This window comes from Flavobacterium ardleyense (genome assembly GCF_042686085.1).
GTDB classification, from domain to species: domain Bacteria; phylum Bacteroidota; class Bacteroidia; order Flavobacteriales; family Flavobacteriaceae; genus Flavobacterium; species Flavobacterium ardleyense.
Map to the genome: position 1 here is coordinate 315,345 of NZ_JBHUOL010000006.1, position 21,016 is coordinate 336,360.

Here is a 21,016-nt window from a genome sequence, read left to right on the forward strand (position 1 = left end):
TCATTTTAACTAGTTGTTTCCGATGTAATTTCAGTTTCGACTTCTTTTTCAATTTCGCTTAATTCGCCTTCATATTGCGTAGCTTCTGTTCTTGCATCGTATCCCAATTCTCTTAAATACTTCGAAAAAATATCGGTATAACCATGAGTGCAGATTACTTTTTCGGCACCAGTTGCTTTCACACTTTCAAGAAGGGAAGACCAATCACAATGATCGCTTAGAACAAATCCTTTGTCAACGGCTCGTCTTCTTCTTGCTCCTCTAAAAGCCATCCATCCGCTTGCTGTTCCGGTTACGAAAGGTGTCATTTTTCTTATCCAAGTACTTCCGTGTGCACTAGGCGGTGCTAAAACTAAATTTCCTAATAAATCTTCTTTTTTAGTTTCTCTCGTAACTAATGTTGTAGGAGGGAAGTCAACCATCGGCCGAATCACATTGGTCATATTTTCGATGGCTCCATGCGTATAAATTGTACCGATATTTGGATCTAAATACTTTAATAAACGTTGGGCTTTACCCAAAGAATAGCCAAAAAGAATCGATGTTTTCTTTTCTGCTCTATTTTCTGCCCACCAAGTATTGATATTATCCATCACTTCGGCTTGTGGCGTCCATTTAAAAGCGGGCAATCCAAAAGTACATTCTGTAATAAAAGTATCACATTTTACCACTTCATAAGGAACTGAAATTCCGTCGTCTTCTGTTTTATAATCACCTGTAAACACCCAAACTTCGCCTTTGTATTCAACTCGTATCTGAGCACTTCCAATTATATGTCCGGCAGGATGCAACGAGAACTTTACATTATTGATCACAAAAGTTTCATTCCATTCTTTACCCGTAACATTAATTGGACCCAATCGATGTTTGATGATGGGTACATTTGTAGTATGTGTTATATAATTGTCATGTCCCCAACGCGAATGATCGGCGTGACCGTGAGTAATAATGGCATTTTGTACTGGTTTCCAAGGATCCAGGTATACATTTGCTTGTTCACAATATATTCCTTTGTCGTTAAAAACTAAAAGTGGCTTCCGCATAATGTGTCAATTTTATTAACTTATAAAATTAATTATTTTTACTGTGGAAGTTTTATAGTTTATTTGAAAATAGTAGTAAAATTTACATCTTCCAATCAGTTATGGGAGTCAATATCATTCAAACTGATGAGAATATTCCTTACCAATATTAAATAAAAATGCTGTTTTAGAAATCTAAAACAGCATTTTTTATAAAACTATATTTTTGCTTTTACTAAGCGAATTTTTTCAATTTCACTTTATCGAAAAGTAGAATCTTCTTTCCTGTTAGCTCAATTAATTTTGATTTATTTAGTTCTGATAATAATCTTATGCAACTTTCTGTTGCAGTTCCAATCATTCCGGCTAATTCTTCTCTTGAAAGTTGAATACGTAACGAACCATCTTGATTTTTTCCAAAAGTTTCTTCCAAATATATCAAAGTATCTACTAAACGCTGACGAACGGTTTTCTGAGCCATATTTACCATATGATCATCGGCACCTTTCAAATCTTCGCAAATAGTTTTCATTACATTCATTGAAAACTGATTATTTTCAGTAAAAAACTGCATTACTTCATTTCTTGGAATAAAGCAAACTTCCATATCTTCCAGAGCAACAGCACTTAAATTTGCAGGTTCATCACTAATCATCGAACGTTGTCCTAAAAGCTCTCCTGGTTTTACCAATTTTACAATTTGGTCTTTTCCATTATCACTTAATTTAGACAATTTACAAACGCCTTCTTTGATGCAATAAATGCCATTGGTAACTTCTCCTTCTTCAAAAATAGGTTCTCCTTTTTTAATTGTATAAGAAGTTTTGCAATCGGCCATTCGTACAAGTTCTTCTTTGTTTAATGCTTTTAAAGAACTAAATTGCCTCACGATACATTGTTCACATTTACTCATAGAATGCAGTTGTTTTAAGACTGCAAAATTACGAAAATGTATGACAATTATCATATTTTGAGTTATAATTATAAAAGAACTTTGCAAAAGGTAAAATGAGCAGATTTATGGACGCCGAAAATTGTTTCCATTGTGGTAATGAAATTATAAAAAAAGACGAGGTTTTATTTGATGATAAGAAGTTTTGTTGCAACGGATGTAAAACCGTTTATGAAATTTTTAGTTTGAATGATTTAACTTGTTATTATGATTTTCAATCATCTCCAGGTGCAACACCACAGGATATACAAGGAAAATATGACTTTTTAGATAATGAAGAAATTGTTAATAAATTACTCGATTTCCAAGAGAGCAACACACACATTGTTTCACTCTACATTCCTCATATACACTGTAGTTCGTGTATTTGGATTTTGGAAAATTTACAGAAACTTCAGTCAGGAATAAGCACTTCTCAGGTTAATTTTCCAGAGAAAAAAGTACGTATAACGTATAATTCCGAAAAAACTACTTTAAAAGAAATCGTTTATTTATTGAGCACGATTGGTTACGAACCTTATATTAGTTTAGAAAACTTTGACGAAGGGAAGAAGAAGATCGATAGAAGTTTAATCTACAAAATAGGTGTAGCATTTTTCTGTTTTGGAAATATAATGCTATTATCTTTCCCTGAATATTTTGAGGTGGAAGAATTTTGGATCAATCAATATCGCGGTTTTTTCCGATGGATGGTTTTTGCATTAGCACTTCCATCATTTTTTTATTCGGCTTCGGGTTACTATGTTTCTGCTTGGAAAAGTATTAAATCGGGTATGTTAAATATCGATATTCCTATTGCTTTAGGAATTATTGTGATGTTTGTTCGTAGTACGGTTGATATTATTTTTGGTTACGGTCAAGGTTTTTTTGACAGTATGGCCGGATTAGTATTCTTTATGCTTTTAGGTAAATTATTCCAACAAAAAACATATGATTTTCTTTCGTTCGAACGCGATTATAAGTCGTATTTCCCCATCGCCATTACAAAAATACTTCCAAACGGAATCGAAGAATCAGTTCAGGTTTATGATATTGAAAAAGGAGATCGATTATTAATTCGAAACCAAGAATTAATTCCTGTTGATGGTATTTTAATTTCTGAAAATGGCTCGGTCGATTATAGTTTTGTTACTGGAGAAGCAGTTGCCATTGAGAAAAAATCAGGCGATAAAGTTTTTGCAGGTGGAAAACAAATTGGGAAAGTAATCGAAATTGAAGTTTTATTTTCGGTTTCCCAAAGTTATTTAACCCAATTATGGAGTAATGATGTTTTCCAAAAAAGAGTAGAGCAACAACACAAAACGGTTACCGATAAAATCAGCCGTTATTTTACTCCGGCTTTATTAGCTTTGGCTTTTATATCGTTTATATATTGGTTCTTTATTGATATTACCACAGCTTTTAATGTATTTACAGCCATTCTAATTGTAGCTTGTCCTTGTGCTTTGGCATTAACGGCTCCGTTTACTTTAGGAAATGTATTGCGAATTTTAGGAAAACGTAAATTCTATTTAAAGAACGCTTTAGTGGTTGAGCAATTGGCAAAAGTGGATACGATAGTTTTCGATAAAACTGGAACAATTACAACCAATAAAAAGACTTCAATTACTTATGAAGGAGAGCCTTTAAATGATTTCGATCTTAAATTACTGAAAAATGCATTAAGAGGATCAAATCATCCACTAAGTAGAAGATTATACGATTTCTTACCAAATCAGGAAAAAATAGCAACAACTAGCTTCGAAGAAGTGATAGGTAAAGGAATTTTTACTACTTTTGAAAAAGGTTCAATAAAATTAGGTTCTTCGCAGTTTTTGGAGCATATGAGCGAAAATACGCACAAAAAAACAAAAGTGCATGTAGAAGTTAATGGTGTTTACAAGGGAAGTTACGTTTTTAACAATCAATATCGTAAAGGTTTAGAGCAGTTATTTGCAACGCTTTCTAAGAAGTATCAATTGGTTATTTTATCAGGAGATAATGATGGTGAACGCAAGATTTTAGAGAAAATGTTACCCTCAAGTACGGTTTTAGTTTTTAACCAAAAGCCGGAGCAAAAGCTTCAATATATTGAACAATTGCAACAAAATTCACGAAATGTGATGATGGTAGGAGATGGGCTTAATGATGCCGGAGCTTTAGCACAGAGTAACATTGGAATCGTAATTTCAGAAAATGTAAATGTGTTTTCACCAGCTTGCGACGGAATTGTAGATGCCAGTAAATTTGAATCTATTGGTTTTTTAATGAATTATTCTAAAAACGCTATGAAGACCATTTATATGAGTTTTGGATTGTCATTATTGTACAATGTGGTAGGTTTAAGTTATGCAGTAACTGGAGAATTAGCACCAGTAGTTGCGGCAATTATAATGCCGTTAAGTACAATTACAATTGTAAGTTTTGTTACCATAATGAGTAATTTATTTGCAAGAAATAAGTAGTCAGAATAAAAAAAAAGATATGATAATTATCATATTTTAAAGAAGAGAGCAGAAGTAACTTTGTTAACACAAAAATAAGGAATGAGCGTCATTTATATATTAATCTCAGTAAGTATTAGCGTAGCTGTTTTTTTTCTATTTGCTTTCATAAAAGCGGTTAGAAGTGGGCAGTATGATGATGATTATACACCATCTGTCAGAATGCTTTTTGACGATGAATTAGTAAAGGAAGATCCCAATAAATTAATACAAACACAAACAGAAAAACAAAAATCAATCTAATTATGGAGAAGCAACAATTTTATTACGACAACAAAATTGTAAGAAACTTCCTTTACGCTTCAATTGCTTTTGGAGTCATCGGAATGCTTGTAGGGCTTTTAGTAGCCTTCTTATATTTGTTTCCAAACTTAACAGACGGGATTCCGTGGTTGAGTTACGGGAGACTAAGACCTTTGCATACTAATGCTGTAATTTTCGCTTTCGTCGGAAATGCTGTATTTGCAGGGGCATATTACTCACTACAACGTTTGTTAAAAACAAGAATGTATAGTGATTTTTTAAGTAAGCTTAACTTTTGGGGTTGGCAGTTAATTATTTTAGGTGCTGCAATCACTTTACCTTTAGGTTATACTACATCAAAAGAATACGCAGAATTAGAATGGCCATTTGATATTGCCATTGCTTTAATTTGGGTTTCGTTTGGTGTGAATATGATTGGTACGATTATTAAAAGAAGAGAACGTCATATTTATGTAGCGATCTGGTTCTATCTTGCTACGTTTATTGCAGTTGCTTTACTTCATATTTTTAACAGTTTAGAGATTCCGGTTTCATTTACTTCAATGAAATCTTACTCAGTATATGCAGGAGTTCAAGATGCTTTAGTGCAATGGTGGTATGGACATAATGCGGTGGCATTCTTCCTGACGACACCATTCTTAGGTTTGATGTATTATTTTGTACCTAAAGCAGCTAATCGTCCTGTATATTCTTACAGATTATCTATTATTCACTTCTGGTCGTTAATCTTCATTTACATTTGGGCTGGACCTCACCATTTATTATATTCTTCACTTCCAGATTGGGCGCAGAATTTAGGTGTAGCTTTCTCAATTATGTTATTAGCACCATCTTGGGGTGGTATGATTAATGGATTGTTAACTTTAAGAGGTGTTTGGGATAAAGTAAGAGAAGATTCAGTTCTTAAGTTTTACGTTGTAGCTATTACAGGTTACGGTATGTCAACTTTTGAAGGACCAATGTTATCGTTGAAAAACGTAAATGCTATTGCTCACTTTACGGATTGGATCGTAGCTCACGTTCACGTAGGAACTCTTGCGTGGAATGGTTTCATGGCGTTTGGTATGATTTATTGGTTGATCCCAAGAATGACAAAAACCAAATTATTCTCTGAAAAATTAGCTAATTTCCACTTTTGGATTGGTACTTTAGGGGTTATTCTTTATACTTTACCAATGTATGTTGCTGGTTTTTTACAAGCATCAATGTGGAAACAATTTCATCCAGACGGAACTTTAGTGTATGGTAACTTCTTAGAAACAGTTACTGAGATTATGCCAATGTACATTATGAGAGCAATAGGAGGTACTTTATACTTCATTGGACTTTTAGTTTTGGTATATAATATTATTAGAACGGTTAGACAAGGTTCTGCTTTTGAAGATGAATTAGCAGAAGCAGCTCCATTAGCAGCGATATCAGGAAAACAATTAAAAGGTGAAAAATGGCATTCTTGGTTAGAAAGAAAACCAGTTCAATTCACAATTTTAACTACTATTGCCGTAGCAATTGGAGGTATTGTTCAGATTGTACCTATTATTGTAGTAAAATCTAATATTCCTACAATTTCTACTGTGAAACCTTATTCACCATTAGAATTACAAGGTAGAGATTTATATATCAGAGAAGGGTGTAACAACTGTCACTCTCAAATGATTAGACCTTTCCGTTCGGAAGTAAAACGTTACGGTGAATACTCTAAATCAGGAGAATATGTTTACGATCACCCATTCTTATGGGGTTCTAAAAGAACTGGTCCAGATTTAATGAGAATTGGTGGGAAATATAACGATAACTGGCACTTTAATCACATGTGGAGTCCACAGCGTATGGATGAAAAATCTATAATGCCAGCTTATAAATGGTTATTTGATAACGAACCTTTGGATAATTCTTTAATCGAGAAGAAAATGGATGTAATGGTAACTTTAGGAGTTCCATATACGCCAGCAGATATTACAAATGCTAGAAAAAGTATTGAAGAACAATCAGCCAAAATCGAGAAAAATTTACATGATGATCCAGATTTTGTAAAATCTTATGAAATGAGTAAGAAACAAGCTGCGGCTAAAGGGGAAACTTTTGTGCCAATGAAAGATAGAGAGATTGTTGCTCTTATTGCTTACCTACAACGTATGGGTACAGATATAAAAGTTAAAAAAGCCGAATAATGCTAAAGTTTATCAAACATAATTTAGAAACTATCAGCGGCGTTGATATCTATCCGATAATTTCATTGACTTTATTCTTCATAATATTCGTTGCTTTCTTTATTTGGGCAATGACTTATAGTAAAGAGAAAATTAAAGAATTGAGTGATTTACCATTCAAAGATGAAAAATAAATAAACAGCTTCCTCTCTTAGTTTTGAGAGAGGAAGTTTATAAAAAGTTATCGTTATCAAAATTTAAAAATTAATCAAATGAAAAAATTATTTCCATCATATGTAAGAGTGCTACTACTTTTTGCAATTGTGTTTGTAGCATTGGAATATTTTATTGACTCTGGAGAGTTGCCAGCTTTTATAAAGTTCCCTATGGTTTCTTTATTCTTAGCTATATTTCTATTTTTATTAATTGCAATTGAAGTTGTAGTTAGTGCCATGGATAAAGTTACATACCATTTATTATCTGAAGAACAGAAAAATCAATTGGCAGTTGCTGAATCAGTACCTTTTACCGAAAGTAAATTTTATCAAGGTTTAGTTCAGAAACTAACTCGTACGAAAGATATAGAGGAAGAGAATGACGTAATGCTAGAGCACGATTATGACGGTATTAAAGAGCTAGACAACGTTTTACCACCATGGTGGGTTGGGTTGTTTTGGGCAGGTATCATTTTTGCTATCGTTTATATGGTTCGTTTCCATGTAATTGGTGATTACACGCAGGACGAAGAGTTTTTAACTGAAATGGCTGAAAAAGACAAAGAAGTTGAAGCTTATTTAAAAACAGCTCCAGACCAAATGGATATGGATAAAGTTGTTTTATTAACAGATGCTGGCGCTTTAGCTGAAGGTAAAAAAATATATGATGCAAACTGTATTGCTTGTCACAGACCAGATGGAGGAGGAGCAATTGGACCTAACTTAACAGATGAATATTGGATTTTAGGTGGTGGTGTTAAAAACGTATTCAACACTTTGATGGAAGGTGGGAGACCTGGTAAAGGAATGATTCCTTGGAAAGACCAAATTAAACCAACTGATTTACAAAAATTAGCTAGTTATGTACTTTCATTGCAAGGTTCTAATCCAAAAGAACCAAAACCAACTGAACCAGATGCGAAAATTTGGGTTGATGAAGCAGTCACTCCCGCAGCTGATGCACCTGTAGCAGATGCAATGGCTCCTATGGCAGAATAAATAATTATTTTACGTTGTTAAATGGCAACGCAATAATAAAACTAAAAAGGTTTTGGGAGAACCCCAAAACCTTTTTTAAATTAAAATATAAGCACTTAAAAAAAGTATAAATTATGTCTAATCATCAAAATTTGCCAGACGAAAGTTTTAGAGATAGTATTTCTACTATTTCTGAAGATGGAAAAAGAAATTACGTTTTTCCAAAAAAACCTTCTGGCCCGTATTACGAGAAAAGAAAAATACTTAGTTACATATTATTGGTAGCTTTAATAGTTGCTCCTTTTATTAAGATTAATGGAAATCAGTTTTTGATGTTTAACATCATGGAACGTAGGTTTAATATTTTCGGACTTCCCTTTTGGCCACAAGATTTTTATTTATTTGTGATGTCAATGATTGTTGGAGTAGTGGGTTTAACATTATTTACTGTAGCTTTCGGAAGAATATTTTGTGGATGGTTTTGTCCTCAAACTATTTTTATGGAAATGGTTTTTAGAAGAATTGAATACTGGATTGATGGTGACAGAGGTTCTCAATTGCGCTTGGACAGACAGAAATGGAATGCTGAAAAAATAAGAAAAAGAGCTATTAAATGGACTATCTTTTTTATTTTTTCATTCTTCATCGCGAATGTTTTCTTAGCATATTTAATTGGTAGTGATGAGCTACTCAAACTGGTAACTGAAGGACCTGCAGCTAATAAAAGTACACTAATTCCTTTATTAATTTTTACCGGAATTTTCTATTTTGTTTTTGCTTGGTTTAGAGAACAAGTATGTATAATTGCGTGCCCTTACGGAAGAATGCAAGGTGTACTACTAGATAATAAATCAATTAATGTATCTTATGATCACGTAAGAGGTGAAGGAGAGAATGGTAGAAAAAAATGGAGAAACGGAGAAGATAGAGAAGCCGCTGGTTATGGAGATTGTATCGATTGTAACCAATGTGTTGTAGTTTGTCCTACCGGAATTGATATTCGTAATGGTACGCAGTTAGAATGTGTAAACTGTACGGCGTGTATTGACGAATGCGATATCGTTATGGAAAAAGTCGGTTTACCAAAAGGGTTAATTCGTTATGCTAGTGAAGATGAAATTGTCAACAAGCGTAAATTTAAATTAACACTTCGAATGAAGGGGTATATTGCGGTTTTACTTATATTAATAGGTGTTCTGATCTCGATGCTATTTTTACGTAATGATGTGGAAGCAACAGTTTTAAGAATGCCAGGTCAAATGTTTGAGCACAAAGGTGATAACATTAGTAATGTGTTTACTTTTAAAATTGTGAACAAAACCGTGAGAGAATTAAAGGATATTAATTTCAAACTAAGAGATGCCAAAGGTGAAATTATATTAGTAGGTAAAGAAGCTATTGTAATTAAAGAGCAAGGATTGGTTCAAGGAACAATGTTTGTTGAAATTAATCAGGCACTTTTAGAAGATGATAAGATGGTGATCGTGATTGAAGTATACAGCGGCGATAAGCTGATAGAAACTGCTACCACCAACTTTATGGGTCCACGAACGTTTTAAATAAAATTTACAGATATGAAAATTAATTGGGGAACAGGGATTGTAATTGCTTTTGGTTTGTTTATGATTTTTATTTTATTCTTTGTTTATAAAGTACAAACAGATTCAAAGTATGATAATGAGTTAGTAACAAAAGATTATTACAAAGCGGAAGGTGCTGTTAATTATGATAATGAAAAGAGAGATAATGCTAATGCTTTAAATACAAAAGTGACAATAAAGAAGAATGATCAGGGAATTCAAGTAGAATTTCCAGCGGATTTCGATTATTCAAAAATTGAAGGAAAAGTATCTTTATACAGGCCTTCAAGTCAAAAATTAGATTTTGAATTTAAGATTGAGCTAAGTAGTACTCATTTACTGATACCTGAGAGTAGTTTGACAGGTGGTATTTGGGATGTTTCTGTAGATTGGAAATATGATGGAAAAGACTACTTAAATAAAGAAACTGTTTATTTTTAGTAAGTTATAAAGTAGTTTTGTATAGTGTATATTGAATCGAAGGTTTACTATGCACTATACATTTTATAGCAATATTTTTACCTCTTGTTTTTAGATTTATTTAGAAAATACAATTTTATTTTTGAAATTTAATTCTTATGCTTTATTCAGCTTTTATCTTTGGTTTAATTAGTAGCTTTCACTGCGTAGGAATGTGCGGACCCATTGCTATGATGTTACCTGTCGATAGAAATAATCAAGCCAAAAAAGTAACTCAAATTATAACTTATCATATTGGTAAATTGGTTGCGTACGGTAGTTTAGGTCTGATTTTTGGATTATTAGGGAAAAGCTTTTACTTAGCCGGAATGCAACAGCAATTGTCAATAGTCGTAGGGATTTTGATGATAGTCGTGGCGCTAGTTCCTGAAAAAGTATTTGCTAAATATAATTTCTCGAAACCTGTTTACAAGATTATTATGAAAGTAAAGTCGAGTCTGGGGCAGCAATTCAAGAAGAAAAGTTATAAGTCATTATTTACCATCGGTTTGTTAAATGGGTTTCTTCCTTGCGGAATGGTTTATGTGGCTATTTTTGGTGCTACAGCCATGCAAAGTGTATCATTAGGTGTTCTTTATATGATTCTATTCGGAATAGGAACAATTCCAATGTTAACAGCAGTGGTTTATGTTTCAGATGTGATGTCATTTTCCTTAAGAGGAAAGATTCAAAAAGCAATTCCAGTAATTGCAGTACTAATCGGAATGTTATTTATTATTAGAGGTTTAGGATTAGACATTCCTTATATTTCACCAAGCAATACAAGCTTATTTGTGCAACCCGAAGCAGATTGTCATTAATTGTAGTTAATAGAAAAAGAGAAATAAGATTTTCTCCTAGCACTCTTTTTATTCAATAAAAAAAGCATCACTTAACGTGATGCTTTTCTACTTTATAACTTCTAAATGTTTAGTTTACAATCAACTTCTTAGTAGTTGAAGCATTTTCTGTTCCTAATTGCATTAAGTAAAATCCTTTAGGTAAATTAGATACTTTATACGTGTTATTTTCAACTTTAGAAGGGTTTTTAATCTCTTGTATGATTTGTCCATTAACGTTGTACAAAACTATTGTTTTTAATTCTGTCGTAGCTGTTACATAAACTTCATTGTTCAGCGCTGGGTTTGGATAAATAGTTATATTGTTGTCCAAAGCAAAACTATCAGATGATAAATTAGCACAAGTTGCAGACCATATTTGGCAAACATATTCAGGATGGTCAATATATGGATTTCTATTAGATTGAAAAGCATAAATAGCATTGTTTCTGATTATTTCTTTTGTGCTAACAGGATCTTGTAAATGCCAAGTTATTAAAATATTCAAAAAGGTGTTTGAAAAGACTTTATCAGAAGAACCATCAAACATATCTTTTGACCTAACGTTTGTTCCTGTATAAAAGTTACCTAATAAATCTTCATAACGCGTAGCAAAATACAAAACAGATCTAGCTATATCCCCCTTAAATTCATCAATAGGTTCAAATACAGTATTGTTGTAGCCTGCGGAATATCCAGAGTTAACGTTTGAACCTCTTTTTGAACCGTTACCTGAAGTGTAATTTGCTACAGAAACTGGACCGAATGGATAATTATCTCTTATAGAATTTACTTTACCATCAGTTGGAAAAACAAAATTGGGATCATTTTTCATTGGATCAATTTGATAATGACTAAAATAAGCTTGTGGCACTAAATGTTCTCTATTGTAGCAGTCACCTTCACCACTATAGGTACCACATTGTCCATTATTTCCGGAAGAAGCTGTATTGTAATTATAATTATAAGGATCGGTAGCATTCGGATTTTCAGAATACATATCTACTATTGTATTGTCATTTTCATAACCAATACCTAAATCTCTATCAGTGGTTTTATAAGCAGTCCATAAACCATTATTATTAGTATTAGTCCCAGAACCATAACCTCTATCAATATGTAAAAATTCAGGAGATAATCCATCATTTACGTCATCAATTATTTTTTTTAGCTGCGTTTTTAATGCATAACCTGTTCCTGTTGCTGCATTATAATATCCGGCTGGTTGCGCTAATGCGAGGAATGAAGTTAAAACCAATAATAAGGTAAAGTTTTTCTTCATGCTATTTATTTTTTCGTTCTAATAATGCCATGTAAAAACCGTCAAAACCACTTTCGTGCGCTAAAACCTTTCTATCTTGAACAAAAGTAAATTCTTTTCCAATTTCTGTAGTTAAGAAATGCTCAATTTGCTCTTGATTCTCTGAAGGTAAAACAGAACAAGTAGCATAAACTAATTTACCGCCTGGTTTTACGATTTTTGAATAATTTTCTAATACTTCCGCTTGAATTTTCTTGATGTTTTCAATGAATTCAGGTTGCAATTTCCATTTGCTATCAGGGTTTCTTTTCAAAACTCCTAAACCACTACAAGGCGCATCAATTAATACTCTATCCGCTTTTTCGTGTAATTTTTTTATTGTTTTTGTGCCTTCAATAACTCTTGGTTCAATATTAAATGCACCATTTCGTTTAGCACGAATTTTTAATTGCTTTAATTTACTTTCATATAAATCCATTGCAATAATTTGCCCTTTGTTTTCCATTAAAGAAGCCAAATGCAACGTTTTTCCACCAGCACCAGCACAAGTGTCTACAACTTTCATTCCTGGCTTTACATCCAAGAAATAAGCAACTAGTTGAGAGGAAGCATCTTGAACTTCAAATAAACCGTCTCTAAATGCATCTGTTAAAAACACATTCGCTCTCTCCGTTAAGATTAAAGCATCTGGATATTCTTTGTTAAACTCCGTTACTATGTTTAAATCCATCAACATCGCTCTAAGTTTTTCTTTCGTCGTTTTTAAACGATTTACTCTTAGAATTACTTTCGCTTGTTGGTTTTGAGCCGCTAATTCTTTGGTCCAAATTTCTTCACCCAATTCCTTAACACCTAATTCGTCCATCCAGTCTGGAATAGACTCTTTGAATTTTCTAGTTTTTGTTAATTCGTCAAATTTACCTTTGATTCTTCTCACAGGTGTTTCTTCGAAATATTTCCAATCGGGTAGGGTATATCCTCTTAATACAGCCCAAACTGCGAATATTCTCCAAATTTTATCTCTATCAAATGGTTCTCTTACTTCTGCAATTTCCACGTATAGACGTTTCCATCGAACAATTTCATAAATTGTTTCTGCAACGAATTTTCTATCCGTACTTCCCCAACGTTTGTCTTTTTTTAAAGCTCTAGCAACCACTTTATCAGCATATTCACCGTCATTGAAAATCGCCATTAGGGAATCAATCGTTGTGAACACTAAATTTCTATGTAATCTCATTTTATATTTTAAATCAGCTTGCAAAGATACGAATTTAAATAAAAAAAGCTGCCTTATTTGGCAGCTTTATGATTTATCCTCTTCCAGTGGTTCGAGAACCTGAACTTCTTGAGCCCGAATCACTTCTCTGTGAACTATTTCGTTGACCTGAATCACCTCTAGGTGAACTCATTTTAGGACTAGATTGCGAAGAGCTTCTCTGGTTTCCAGCACTTGGCGCACTTGATCGCGTTGGAGAAGAACTTCTTTGATTTTCAGCTCGTGGTGCAGATGCTCTTGGTTCCGAAGAACTTCTTGGGCTTTCTGCTCTTGGTGAATTTCTTGGAGTATTTGTTCTTGTTGCTACATTTGCTTCTCTTTGTCTAGGTGAATTTGTTTCCGTTCTTGTCGAATTTGCTCTAGGAGTAGATTCATTTCTTGTTGAAGAAACTTCCGCTGTTCTAGTTCGTGGATTTGTATTCGCATCTCTAGTTACATTTGCTTCTCTAGTTCTTGGTGTCGTATTTGCATCTCTAGAACCATTCGCTTCTCTAGTTCTTGGTGAAGAATTAGCTTCTCTATTTCCTCTGGTTCCATTTGAATCGCTGTTTCTAGAATTAGTTCCAGCCATTTCATTTCTTCCTCTTGGCGAATTTACTCTTCTATTATTATCTAATTCTTGACGGTTTGCATAACCTGCATTTCGGTGCGAAAATGAACGATTCGGGTATCTTGTTTCATAACCATTCCCTCTCCTTCCATAATAAGAAGAGTATGCAACCTGGCATCTTCTATTGGTTACGTAATGATAGGAGTGACCGTAGTTAATATGAATGTGAACGTTATTTCTATATCTGTAAATTGGGTATGGAGCCCAATACGTGTAATAACTTGGATAATAATTCCAATGCCAAGAAGAATAATACGGACGATAATTGGTTACCCAAAACGTAGTATAAATTACCGGATTGTGCACATAAACTGGTTCGTAAATATAATTTTCACCATACATATAAACATCACCCACAACTTGTACTTGCACTTTATTATTTCGGTCTTTTTGCACTTCAATGGTGGCAACATCTTGGTAAACATCTTTTTCTAAAACCGCTTGAACAATCACTAAATGCGCATTTCCTTCAACAGATTCAATTACACGTAAATAATCTACGTAATTGTCATTATTCAAATCTAAATTTGAAATTTGAGCTTTTGGATCGTTTATTCTGTTTTCAAAATCTTCTAAATTAGATGCGTCACCAAATACTGTTGCAATGGCTCTCAAATCTAAGTTATCACTAATGTCAGCACTTTTTGCTCTAACTGTGGTTTTATCTTGAGCTACTAGCGACGTTATCGATAACATAGTAATTGCGCTCAAAGTCAGTATTTTCGTTCTCATAATTTCCGTATTAAGGTTAAACACATTTTTCTTGATTTTGATTATCCAATTTCTGTGCCAATTTTTAAATTTAACGGCAAGTATTTGAATATTAATGATTTGTATTTTTTATTTTATTCGATTGAAATCTTTATATTTGAAAAATAATTTATACTTATGAAAAATTATTTCTTTTTAGTACTAATTTGTTGCTTTGGATGTGCTACAAAACAAAATAGTTGGGTGGGCCCAAAGTTCCAAAGCGAAATCCTTTCAAGTCAAAAAATGAGTTGCAGAGCCATTTTAGTGGATCAGGATTATATTTGGTTGGGAATGGATCAAGGAAGATTTGGTTATTACGATAAGAAAAAAGATACTTTAATTTTGAAAACAATTAGACTTGTAGCAAATTCAACTGAATTCCGAAGTATCGCAATGACAAAAGAATCGGTTTTTATTTTAACAGTTGGAAATCCTGCAGTATTGTTGAAGATTGATAAAAAAAGCAAACAAGAAACCATAGTTTATAAAGAAGAAGACGAAAAAGTTTTTTACGACAGTATGCAATTTGCTAATGATTTGAATGGTTTTGCAATGGGTGATCCAATTGGGAATTGTTTGTCTTTTATCAGAACAGCTGATGGCGGAAATTCCTGGCAAAAAGTTTCTTGTGATAATTTGCCAAAAGTGGAAGAAGGAGAAGGAGGTTTTGCAACCAGTAATACGAATTTAATTGTAAAAGGTAAAAGCATTTTTATGGTTTCAGGTGGCAAAAAATCGCGTGTTTTTGTTTCGAATAATTTTGGAAAAACTTGGAATGTTTACAACACGCCAATAATTCAAGGCGAAGAAATGACTGGAATCTTCACTGCGGATTTTTACGATACCAAAACGGGAATTATCGCTGGTGGAAATTACGTCAAACAAGAACAAAATTTTGGCAATAAAGCAATTACGACAAATGGTGGAAAAACTTGGGATTTAATAGCAGAAAATGAAGCGTTTGGTTATGCTTCCTGTGTTCAGTTTGTTCCAAATAGTAATGGAAGAAAATTAATTTCAGTGGGAGGAACAGGGATGTTTTATTCGGAAGATTTCGGAAAGAATTGGATTAAATTTTCAGACGATAAAGCCTTCTTTACGTTTAGATTTGCTTCCGAAAAAACGTTTTATGCAACAGGAAAAAATAAAGTAGTAAAATTTGAAATTAAGTAAAATAGTAATTGCCAATTGGAATTAGTTTCAGATTCTAAAACATATTCCAATTGGCAATTAGTAACCTTCTTATATTAATTTTTGTGTTTTTCGCGCATTTGTTTCAATAAATGTCTGTTAAAATCAACTTCCGCCTTTTTAAGTTTCATTATTTTTTTGTCACTCATAATTCCTTGTAAGTCTTTAGTATATTTCTTTTGAAGCGCGAATAAATTCTCTTCAATATTTTCCATTTGAGTTAATAAACTAGAAGCTTCTTTATCAGATAACTTCTCGATGCTTCCAGCTTCTAATTTATTTAAAATGGCTCGCATTTTTTCGTGACGTAAGTCAAATTGTTTCTCTTGTAGGTCGTTGTAAATTGGCCAAAATTTTTGGGCTTCATCTGCAGTCAATTCTAATTGTTCTGTGATGTAAGCTACTTTTAGCGCTTTAATCTTCTCCTGCTTTTCTTTATGTCCTTGCGCTAAAGAAATAGTGGTAACAAGAAGAAATAAAATCGGTAGTATAAATTTTCTTATCATAATATTATTCGTTTAAAATATAATCTAAGTTTTGCGTTTCTGATAAATAAGATTCAATTCCATCTGTGTTTGCAACTGTAACTCCGAGCGATGTTTCTAATTCTTTAATATCATCATCTGTTAAATGATTAATCAGTTCATTGTTCGTAATTGTATGTTGTTTCGCTAAGTAATTTTCAATTGTAGAAGCGTCTAACTTAGTTTCATTTGCCATATTAAAGTAAACAGGAATGGCGATTGCTAGCAAAACCAAGGCTGCGATGCTGCTCATCCAAAGTTGTTTTTTGTGGAAAATAGAAATTACTTTGACTTCTTTTTCAACTGGAAGTTGCGCCATCATTTTAGCTTCAAATTGTTCAAAATAATTTTCTGGAATTTTAAATCCAGTTGCTACTTTTTCGTTATGTTCTATATCAAATGGTTTCATATTCATTAGACAATTAAAATTCGTAAAGGTTTAATTTGTTTTTAAAAAATGTTCAACTTTCTTAACTGCAAGGTGATAACTTGCTTTCAGAGCACCAACAGAAGTTTCTAAAATTTCAGACATTTCTTCATATTTTAATTCTTGAAAGTATTTCATTTTAAATACTAATTGCTGTTTTTCAGGTAAAATGGCAATTGCCTTTTGTAGTTTGAGTTGGATTTCATTGCCATCAAAATACACATCACTTTCTAAACTGTTAATTGCATTTTGTTGCACCTCTTCATTCGAAATCCCTTGCTTTTTAGCTCTTTGTTGCATAAAAGTAATGGCTTCATTTGTGGCAATTCGATACATCCAAGAAAACAATTTACTATCGCCTTTAAAATTTTTTAGATTCCCAAAAATTTTAACAAAAGTATTTTGAAGCACGTCATCAGCATCATCATGATTTAAAACCATTCCTCTAACGTGATTATACAATGGTTTTTGATACAATTGCAAGAGTTTCCTAAACGCTTCATTCTGCGTAGTAGGATTTAATAGTTCTAAAATAAAAGCTTTTTCGTCTTGCAAAACAATTAGGTTATTTACTTAAGACTAAAGATATTCAAAAAGGTTTAATTTTAAATTTTGTTTTGATGTATTTCTGCTTTGGAGTTGTAACTTTGCTTTATAAACAGCTTATCAATATGAAAGATTTAAGTAATTATAGAAAGTCATACGAGAAAAGTGAATTATTGGAAAATAGTATTCCTGAAGATCCAATAAATTTATTTCACCGATGGTTTTATGAAGCAGAAGAATTAAACGCGGCGGAAGAAGTGAATGCCATGACGGTAAATACAATTGGACTAGATGGTTTTCCAAAAGCTAGAGTTGTACTGCTAAAAAAGTTTAATGAAGATGGTTTTGTTTTTTATACCAATTATAATTCTGAAAAGGGAAAAGCGATCTTAAATAATCCAAAGGTTTGTTTGTCGTTTTTTTGGCCAACGGTAGAACGCCAAATTATTATAAAAGGTATTGCTGAAAAAACAACGGATATTATTTCCGACAATTATTTTGCTTCACGACCTGACGGAAGTAAACTCGGTGCTATTGTTTCACCACAAAGTGAAATAATCCCAGACCGAACTTTCTTAGAAAATAATTTAAAGCAATTAAAAACAGATTTTGAAGGAAAAGAAATTCTGAGACCTGCTCACTGGGGTGGATTTTTAGTACGTCCTGTTGAAGTTGAATTTTGGCAAGGTCGTCCAAATCGTTTGCACGATAGAATAAGGTACAAGTTGCAAGAAAATTACGAATGGAAAATAGATCGTCTGTCTCCTTAGTGTTAAAAAATATTTTTCACCCTGAATCCCAACTAGTTATAGTTGGGATTTTTTATTTTCTGTAAGTAAATTAGCAGTTATTATGACTTATCACCAACTATATGTTAAAGTTTGTTGCGGTTCATCGATTTTATTTGCAGATGGTCGATAGTTTTATACATTTGTCTAGTAATTAATACACTTCATCGGATTTTTTGACCGATTAACGTATCTAAAACTAGATAATCATGAAAAAAATTATTATCACCATCGTAGCGTTAACATTTATCTCTCTAACATCTTGTTCTTCAGATTCTGATAATGTTTCTAATTCAAATCCTATTGAAACGGCTAAGAGTTATACACATGCAGTAAATGAATTAGAATTATTAGATGAAGTGAATTCTTATCGTGTTTCTGTTGGTTTAATTCCACTTCAGATTATCGAACATATTTCTCATGTTTCAAGTCAGCACAACGATTATATGATCGCTGTTAAAAATGCAAATCATGATGGATTCAGCGAAAGAAAATCGAATTTAAAACAAGTTTTATGCGCTGTTAGAGTGGGAGAGAACGTGGCTTATGGTTTTAATACTTCAAAAGCTACAGTTAGTGCTTGGACTACAAGCCCAAGTCATAAAGCAAATTTAGAAGGTGATTATAGTCACTTTGGTGCATCGATTAAAACGGACGATGCAGGAAGAAAATATTATACGAATATGTTTATTAAAAAATAGTTTAAAGTTTGATTAATAGTAAAAAAGCAGCTATCTCACTGGGATTTAGCTGCTTTTTTTATGTTGAGTAGTACTACTTACATTTTAATTATAATAAATTCACTTCGTCTATTTTTTTGGTGCTCTGCTTCACTACAAGGAACTCCATCAGAACAATCATTAATTAATTGCGTTTCGCCATAACCTTTCGCACTTAATCTTTTTCTGTCGATTCCATTTTTAACCATGAATTCTAGAGTAGATTTTGCTCTTCGATCCGAAAGTGACTCATTGTATTTATGCGTTTGACGACTGTCTGTATGCGATCTAATATCAATTACCATTGTTGGGTATTGTTTCAGAACTACAATAATTTTCTCTAATTCTTCTGCTGCATCAGGTCTAATGTTGGATTTGTCTAAATTAAAGTAAATGATGCTTATATCTAGCGCTTTTGCTAAATCTGTTCCTTCTTCAATAGGAATAATGTTACGCTTAAGTTCAATATTTAGCGTAGATTCTCCTTTAACTTCCACAGGTGCAAAAGATTTTTCAGCTGTTTCATATTCTTCTTTAGAAGCTCTTACATAGTATTCTTTTTCACAATTGATGTCAAATTCATATAAACCTTTGTCTGAAGAAGTTGTTTCACTTACTTTTTTCATGTTTTCATCAAATAAAATAACCTTTGAATTTGGTAAAATCGTTTTAGTAACTATATCTGTAATTAAGCCAGACAATTTATGAGTACAAATTTTAAACGTGTAAATGTCATCAAATCCCGCGTCTCCTTCTCTGTTAGAAGAGAAAAAACCTAGTTTGTCTTTATAGATATAACCGAAATCATCTTTTGAACTGTTAATAGGTTTCCCGACGTTTTCTGGATTTTGAAATTGATTATTTACATTTTTAGCCTCAAAAATATCTAAACCTCCTAAACCTGGATGTCCATTAGAAGCAAAGAATAAATTATTATGCTCATCCACAAACGGAAACGTTTCACGCCCTTCAGTATTTATTGCTGGACCTAAATTTTCTGGTGTTCCAAAAGTTCCGTCAGCAGCAACTGACACCTTGTATAAATCAGACAAGCCATAAGTGCCTGGCATATCAGATGCAAAATACATTGTTTTCTCGTCTGGGCTTAAAGCAGGATGTGCTGTTGCATAGTTGTCACTACAAAAGGGCAGTTCAGTAACGTTTGACCACTTACCGTCTACTAAATCAGCCTTATAAATTTTTTCTAAAATAGTTAATTTGTCCTCACTTTTTCTTTTTTTACCGTTGTTGTAATTGTTCCTAGTGAAATACATTGTTTTACCATCTTTTGTAAAAATAGGAGAGGACTCATTAAACTTGGTATTGATCTCACTTGAGAAGTTTTCTACTCCAGAAAGTTTTCCTTCATTGTCAATTGTGGTTACAAATAAGTCGGTAAAGTTTTGCTTAGTCCAATCGTGAATTTTAGCATGTGTATTGCCTTCACTTCTAGATGAAGTGAAAACTAATTTTTTACCAAAGAAGGAAGGACCATAATCATAAAATTCAGAATTAATAGCTGTATTTTCAACCGTATATTTACCTGAAACAGCATTGATATCTTTTATATAATTTTTGTTTTCAGCATATAACTTACCTCTTGAGTCTGTCGTCTTCTGATTAAACATCACCATATATTGATCCGCCTTTTCATATTTTTCTTGCGACTTCAAGGTTTGCGCATATCTAAAATAATATTCAGAATCTACTTCTTGATTAAGTGCAAATAATTCTTCATAAGCTTTTGCAGCTTTATCTAAATCACCGCTGAAATAGTAAGAATTTCCTAGTTTTTGATACAGATCCACTGACTTATAACCTTTCTCAGCTACTTTTTCATAAATTTCTATTGCATCAATATATGAATAGCGTTCATATTTTTTATCAGCTGTTTTTAATTTTGACGATTGGCCAAAAGCTGAAAAGGTCATACCTATAAGGATAATAAAAATGTGTTTTGTTTTCATAATTATATC

Annotated in this window: 20 protein-coding genes; 11 read left to right on the plus strand and 9 right to left on the minus strand. The window is 32.7% G+C overall.

Annotation, left to right across the window (positions count from 1 at the left end):
- Positions 1 to 5: 5 nt before the first annotated feature.
- Positions 6 to 1,043, minus strand: coding sequence for a ligase-associated DNA damage response exonuclease (locus tag ACFSX9_RS03120; protein WP_379804271.1), 1,038 nt, complete (start codon positions 1,041 to 1,043; stop codon positions 6 to 8).
- Between the two features lie 214 nt (positions 1,044 to 1,257).
- The gene (locus tag ACFSX9_RS03125; protein WP_379804273.1) at positions 1,258 to 1,935 is read right to left on the minus strand and encodes a Crp/Fnr family transcriptional regulator; all 678 of its coding nucleotides are present in this window, start codon (positions 1,933 to 1,935) and stop codon (positions 1,258 to 1,260) included.
- A 107-nt stretch (positions 1,936 to 2,042) separates the two neighbouring features.
- On the opposite strand from ACFSX9_RS03125, the gene ACFSX9_RS03130 reads away from it, so the two are divergent.
- From ACFSX9_RS03130 to ACFSX9_RS03165, 8 genes are all read left to right on the plus strand, one after another.
- Entirely contained in the window at positions 2,043 to 4,418 is a 2,376-nt protein-coding gene (locus ACFSX9_RS03130) for a heavy metal translocating P-type ATPase metal-binding domain-containing protein (protein WP_379804660.1), read from the plus strand.
- A gap of 81 nt (positions 4,419 to 4,499) precedes the next feature.
- The gene (gene ccoS, locus ACFSX9_RS03135) at positions 4,500 to 4,700 is read left to right on the plus strand and encodes a cbb3-type cytochrome oxidase assembly protein CcoS (RefSeq protein WP_379804276.1); all 201 of its coding nucleotides are present in this window, start codon (positions 4,500 to 4,502) and stop codon (positions 4,698 to 4,700) included.
- A 2-nt stretch (positions 4,701 to 4,702) separates the two neighbouring features.
- Positions 4,703 to 6,892: a cytochrome-c oxidase, cbb3-type subunit I gene (gene ccoN, locus ACFSX9_RS03140; RefSeq protein WP_379804279.1), complete on the plus strand. Its 2,190-nt coding sequence runs from the start codon at positions 4,703 to 4,705 to the stop codon at positions 6,890 to 6,892.
- Entirely contained in the window at positions 6,892 to 7,065 is a 174-nt protein-coding gene (locus tag ACFSX9_RS03145) for a CcoQ/FixQ family Cbb3-type cytochrome c oxidase assembly chaperone (protein WP_379804282.1), read from the plus strand. Before ccoN ends, ACFSX9_RS03145 begins: the two co-directional genes overlap by 1 nt.
- A 78-nt stretch (positions 7,066 to 7,143) precedes the next feature.
- A complete protein-coding gene (locus ACFSX9_RS03150) occupies positions 7,144 to 8,085 on the plus strand; it encodes a cbb3-type cytochrome c oxidase N-terminal domain-containing protein (RefSeq protein ID WP_379804284.1) in 942 nt (313 codons plus the stop codon).
- Positions 8,086 to 8,198: 113 nt separating this feature from the next.
- Positions 8,199 to 9,623 (plus strand): cytochrome c oxidase accessory protein CcoG, encoded by a 1,425-nt coding sequence (ccoG, locus tag ACFSX9_RS03155; RefSeq protein ID WP_379804287.1) that lies wholly within the window; start codon positions 8,199 to 8,201, stop codon positions 9,621 to 9,623.
- Between the two features lie 15 nt (positions 9,624 to 9,638).
- Entirely contained in the window at positions 9,639 to 10,085 is a 447-nt protein-coding gene (locus tag ACFSX9_RS03160) for a FixH family protein (protein ID WP_379804289.1), read from the plus strand.
- Between the two features lie 137 nt (positions 10,086 to 10,222).
- The gene (locus ACFSX9_RS03165) at positions 10,223 to 10,924 is read left to right on the plus strand and encodes a sulfite exporter TauE/SafE family protein (protein ID WP_379804292.1); all 702 of its coding nucleotides are present in this window, start codon (positions 10,223 to 10,225) and stop codon (positions 10,922 to 10,924) included.
- Between the two features lie 109 nt (positions 10,925 to 11,033).
- Here ACFSX9_RS03165 and ACFSX9_RS03170 read toward each other — a convergent pair whose 3' ends face one another.
- The 3 genes from ACFSX9_RS03170 to ACFSX9_RS03180 all read right to left on the minus strand — a co-directional run bounded on the left by ACFSX9_RS03170 (position 11,034) and on the right by ACFSX9_RS03180 (position 14,824).
- Positions 11,034 to 12,224, minus strand: a complete 1,191-nt coding sequence (locus ACFSX9_RS03170) for an endonuclease (RefSeq protein ID WP_379804294.1) — start codon at positions 12,222 to 12,224, stop codon at positions 11,034 to 11,036.
- Between the two features lies 1 nt (position 12,225).
- Positions 12,226 to 13,443, minus strand: a complete 1,218-nt coding sequence (locus ACFSX9_RS03175) for an RsmB/NOP family class I SAM-dependent RNA methyltransferase (RefSeq protein WP_379804296.1) — start codon at positions 13,441 to 13,443, stop codon at positions 12,226 to 12,228.
- Positions 13,444 to 13,516: 73 nt separating this feature from the next.
- Positions 13,517 to 14,824, minus strand: a complete 1,308-nt coding sequence (locus tag ACFSX9_RS03180) for a hypothetical protein (RefSeq protein WP_379804299.1) — start codon at positions 14,822 to 14,824, stop codon at positions 13,517 to 13,519.
- Between the two features lie 264 nt (positions 14,825 to 15,088).
- Between ACFSX9_RS03180 and ACFSX9_RS03185 the strand changes: the two genes are divergently transcribed.
- Positions 15,089 to 16,018 carry a WD40/YVTN/BNR-like repeat-containing protein gene (locus tag ACFSX9_RS03185; protein WP_379804300.1) on the plus strand — a complete coding sequence of 310 codons (930 nt, stop codon included), beginning with the start codon at positions 15,089 to 15,091 and terminating at the stop codon, positions 16,016 to 16,018.
- Positions 16,019 to 16,092: 74 nt separating this feature from the next.
- Here ACFSX9_RS03185 and ACFSX9_RS03190 read toward each other — a convergent pair whose 3' ends face one another.
- The 3 genes from ACFSX9_RS03190 to ACFSX9_RS03200 are packed head-to-tail and all read right to left on the minus strand — an operon-like array spanning position 16,093 to position 17,542.
- Entirely contained in the window at positions 16,093 to 16,542 is a 450-nt protein-coding gene (locus ACFSX9_RS03190) for a sensor of ECF-type sigma factor (RefSeq protein ID WP_379804303.1), read from the minus strand.
- A gap of 4 nt (positions 16,543 to 16,546) precedes the next feature.
- Positions 16,547 to 16,969 carry a hypothetical protein gene (locus ACFSX9_RS03195; protein WP_379804305.1) on the minus strand — a complete coding sequence of 141 codons (423 nt, stop codon included), beginning with the start codon at positions 16,967 to 16,969 and terminating at the stop codon, positions 16,547 to 16,549.
- A 30-nt stretch (positions 16,970 to 16,999) separates the two neighbouring features.
- Positions 17,000 to 17,542, minus strand: a complete 543-nt coding sequence (locus ACFSX9_RS03200; protein WP_379804307.1) for an RNA polymerase sigma factor — start codon at positions 17,540 to 17,542, stop codon at positions 17,000 to 17,002.
- A 116-nt stretch (positions 17,543 to 17,658) separates the two neighbouring features.
- Here ACFSX9_RS03200 and pdxH point away from each other — a divergent pair, with 116 nt between their 5' ends.
- Together pdxH and ACFSX9_RS03210 are read left to right on the plus strand one after the other, a co-directional pair.
- Complete coding sequence (gene pdxH, locus ACFSX9_RS03205) at positions 17,659 to 18,303, plus strand: pyridoxamine 5'-phosphate oxidase (protein ID WP_379804310.1); 645 nt, start codon at positions 17,659 to 17,661, stop codon at positions 18,301 to 18,303.
- 227 nt (positions 18,304 to 18,530) lie between these two features.
- A complete protein-coding gene (locus tag ACFSX9_RS03210; protein WP_379804313.1) occupies positions 18,531 to 19,022 on the plus strand; it encodes a CAP domain-containing protein in 492 nt (163 codons plus the stop codon).
- A gap of 77 nt (positions 19,023 to 19,099) precedes the next feature.
- On the opposite strand, the gene ACFSX9_RS03215 is transcribed toward ACFSX9_RS03210, so the two are convergent.
- The gene (locus tag ACFSX9_RS03215; RefSeq protein WP_379804316.1) at positions 19,100 to 21,007 is read right to left on the minus strand and encodes an OmpA family protein; all 1,908 of its coding nucleotides are present in this window, start codon (positions 21,005 to 21,007) and stop codon (positions 19,100 to 19,102) included.
- Positions 21,008 to 21,016: the final 9 nt, after the last annotated feature.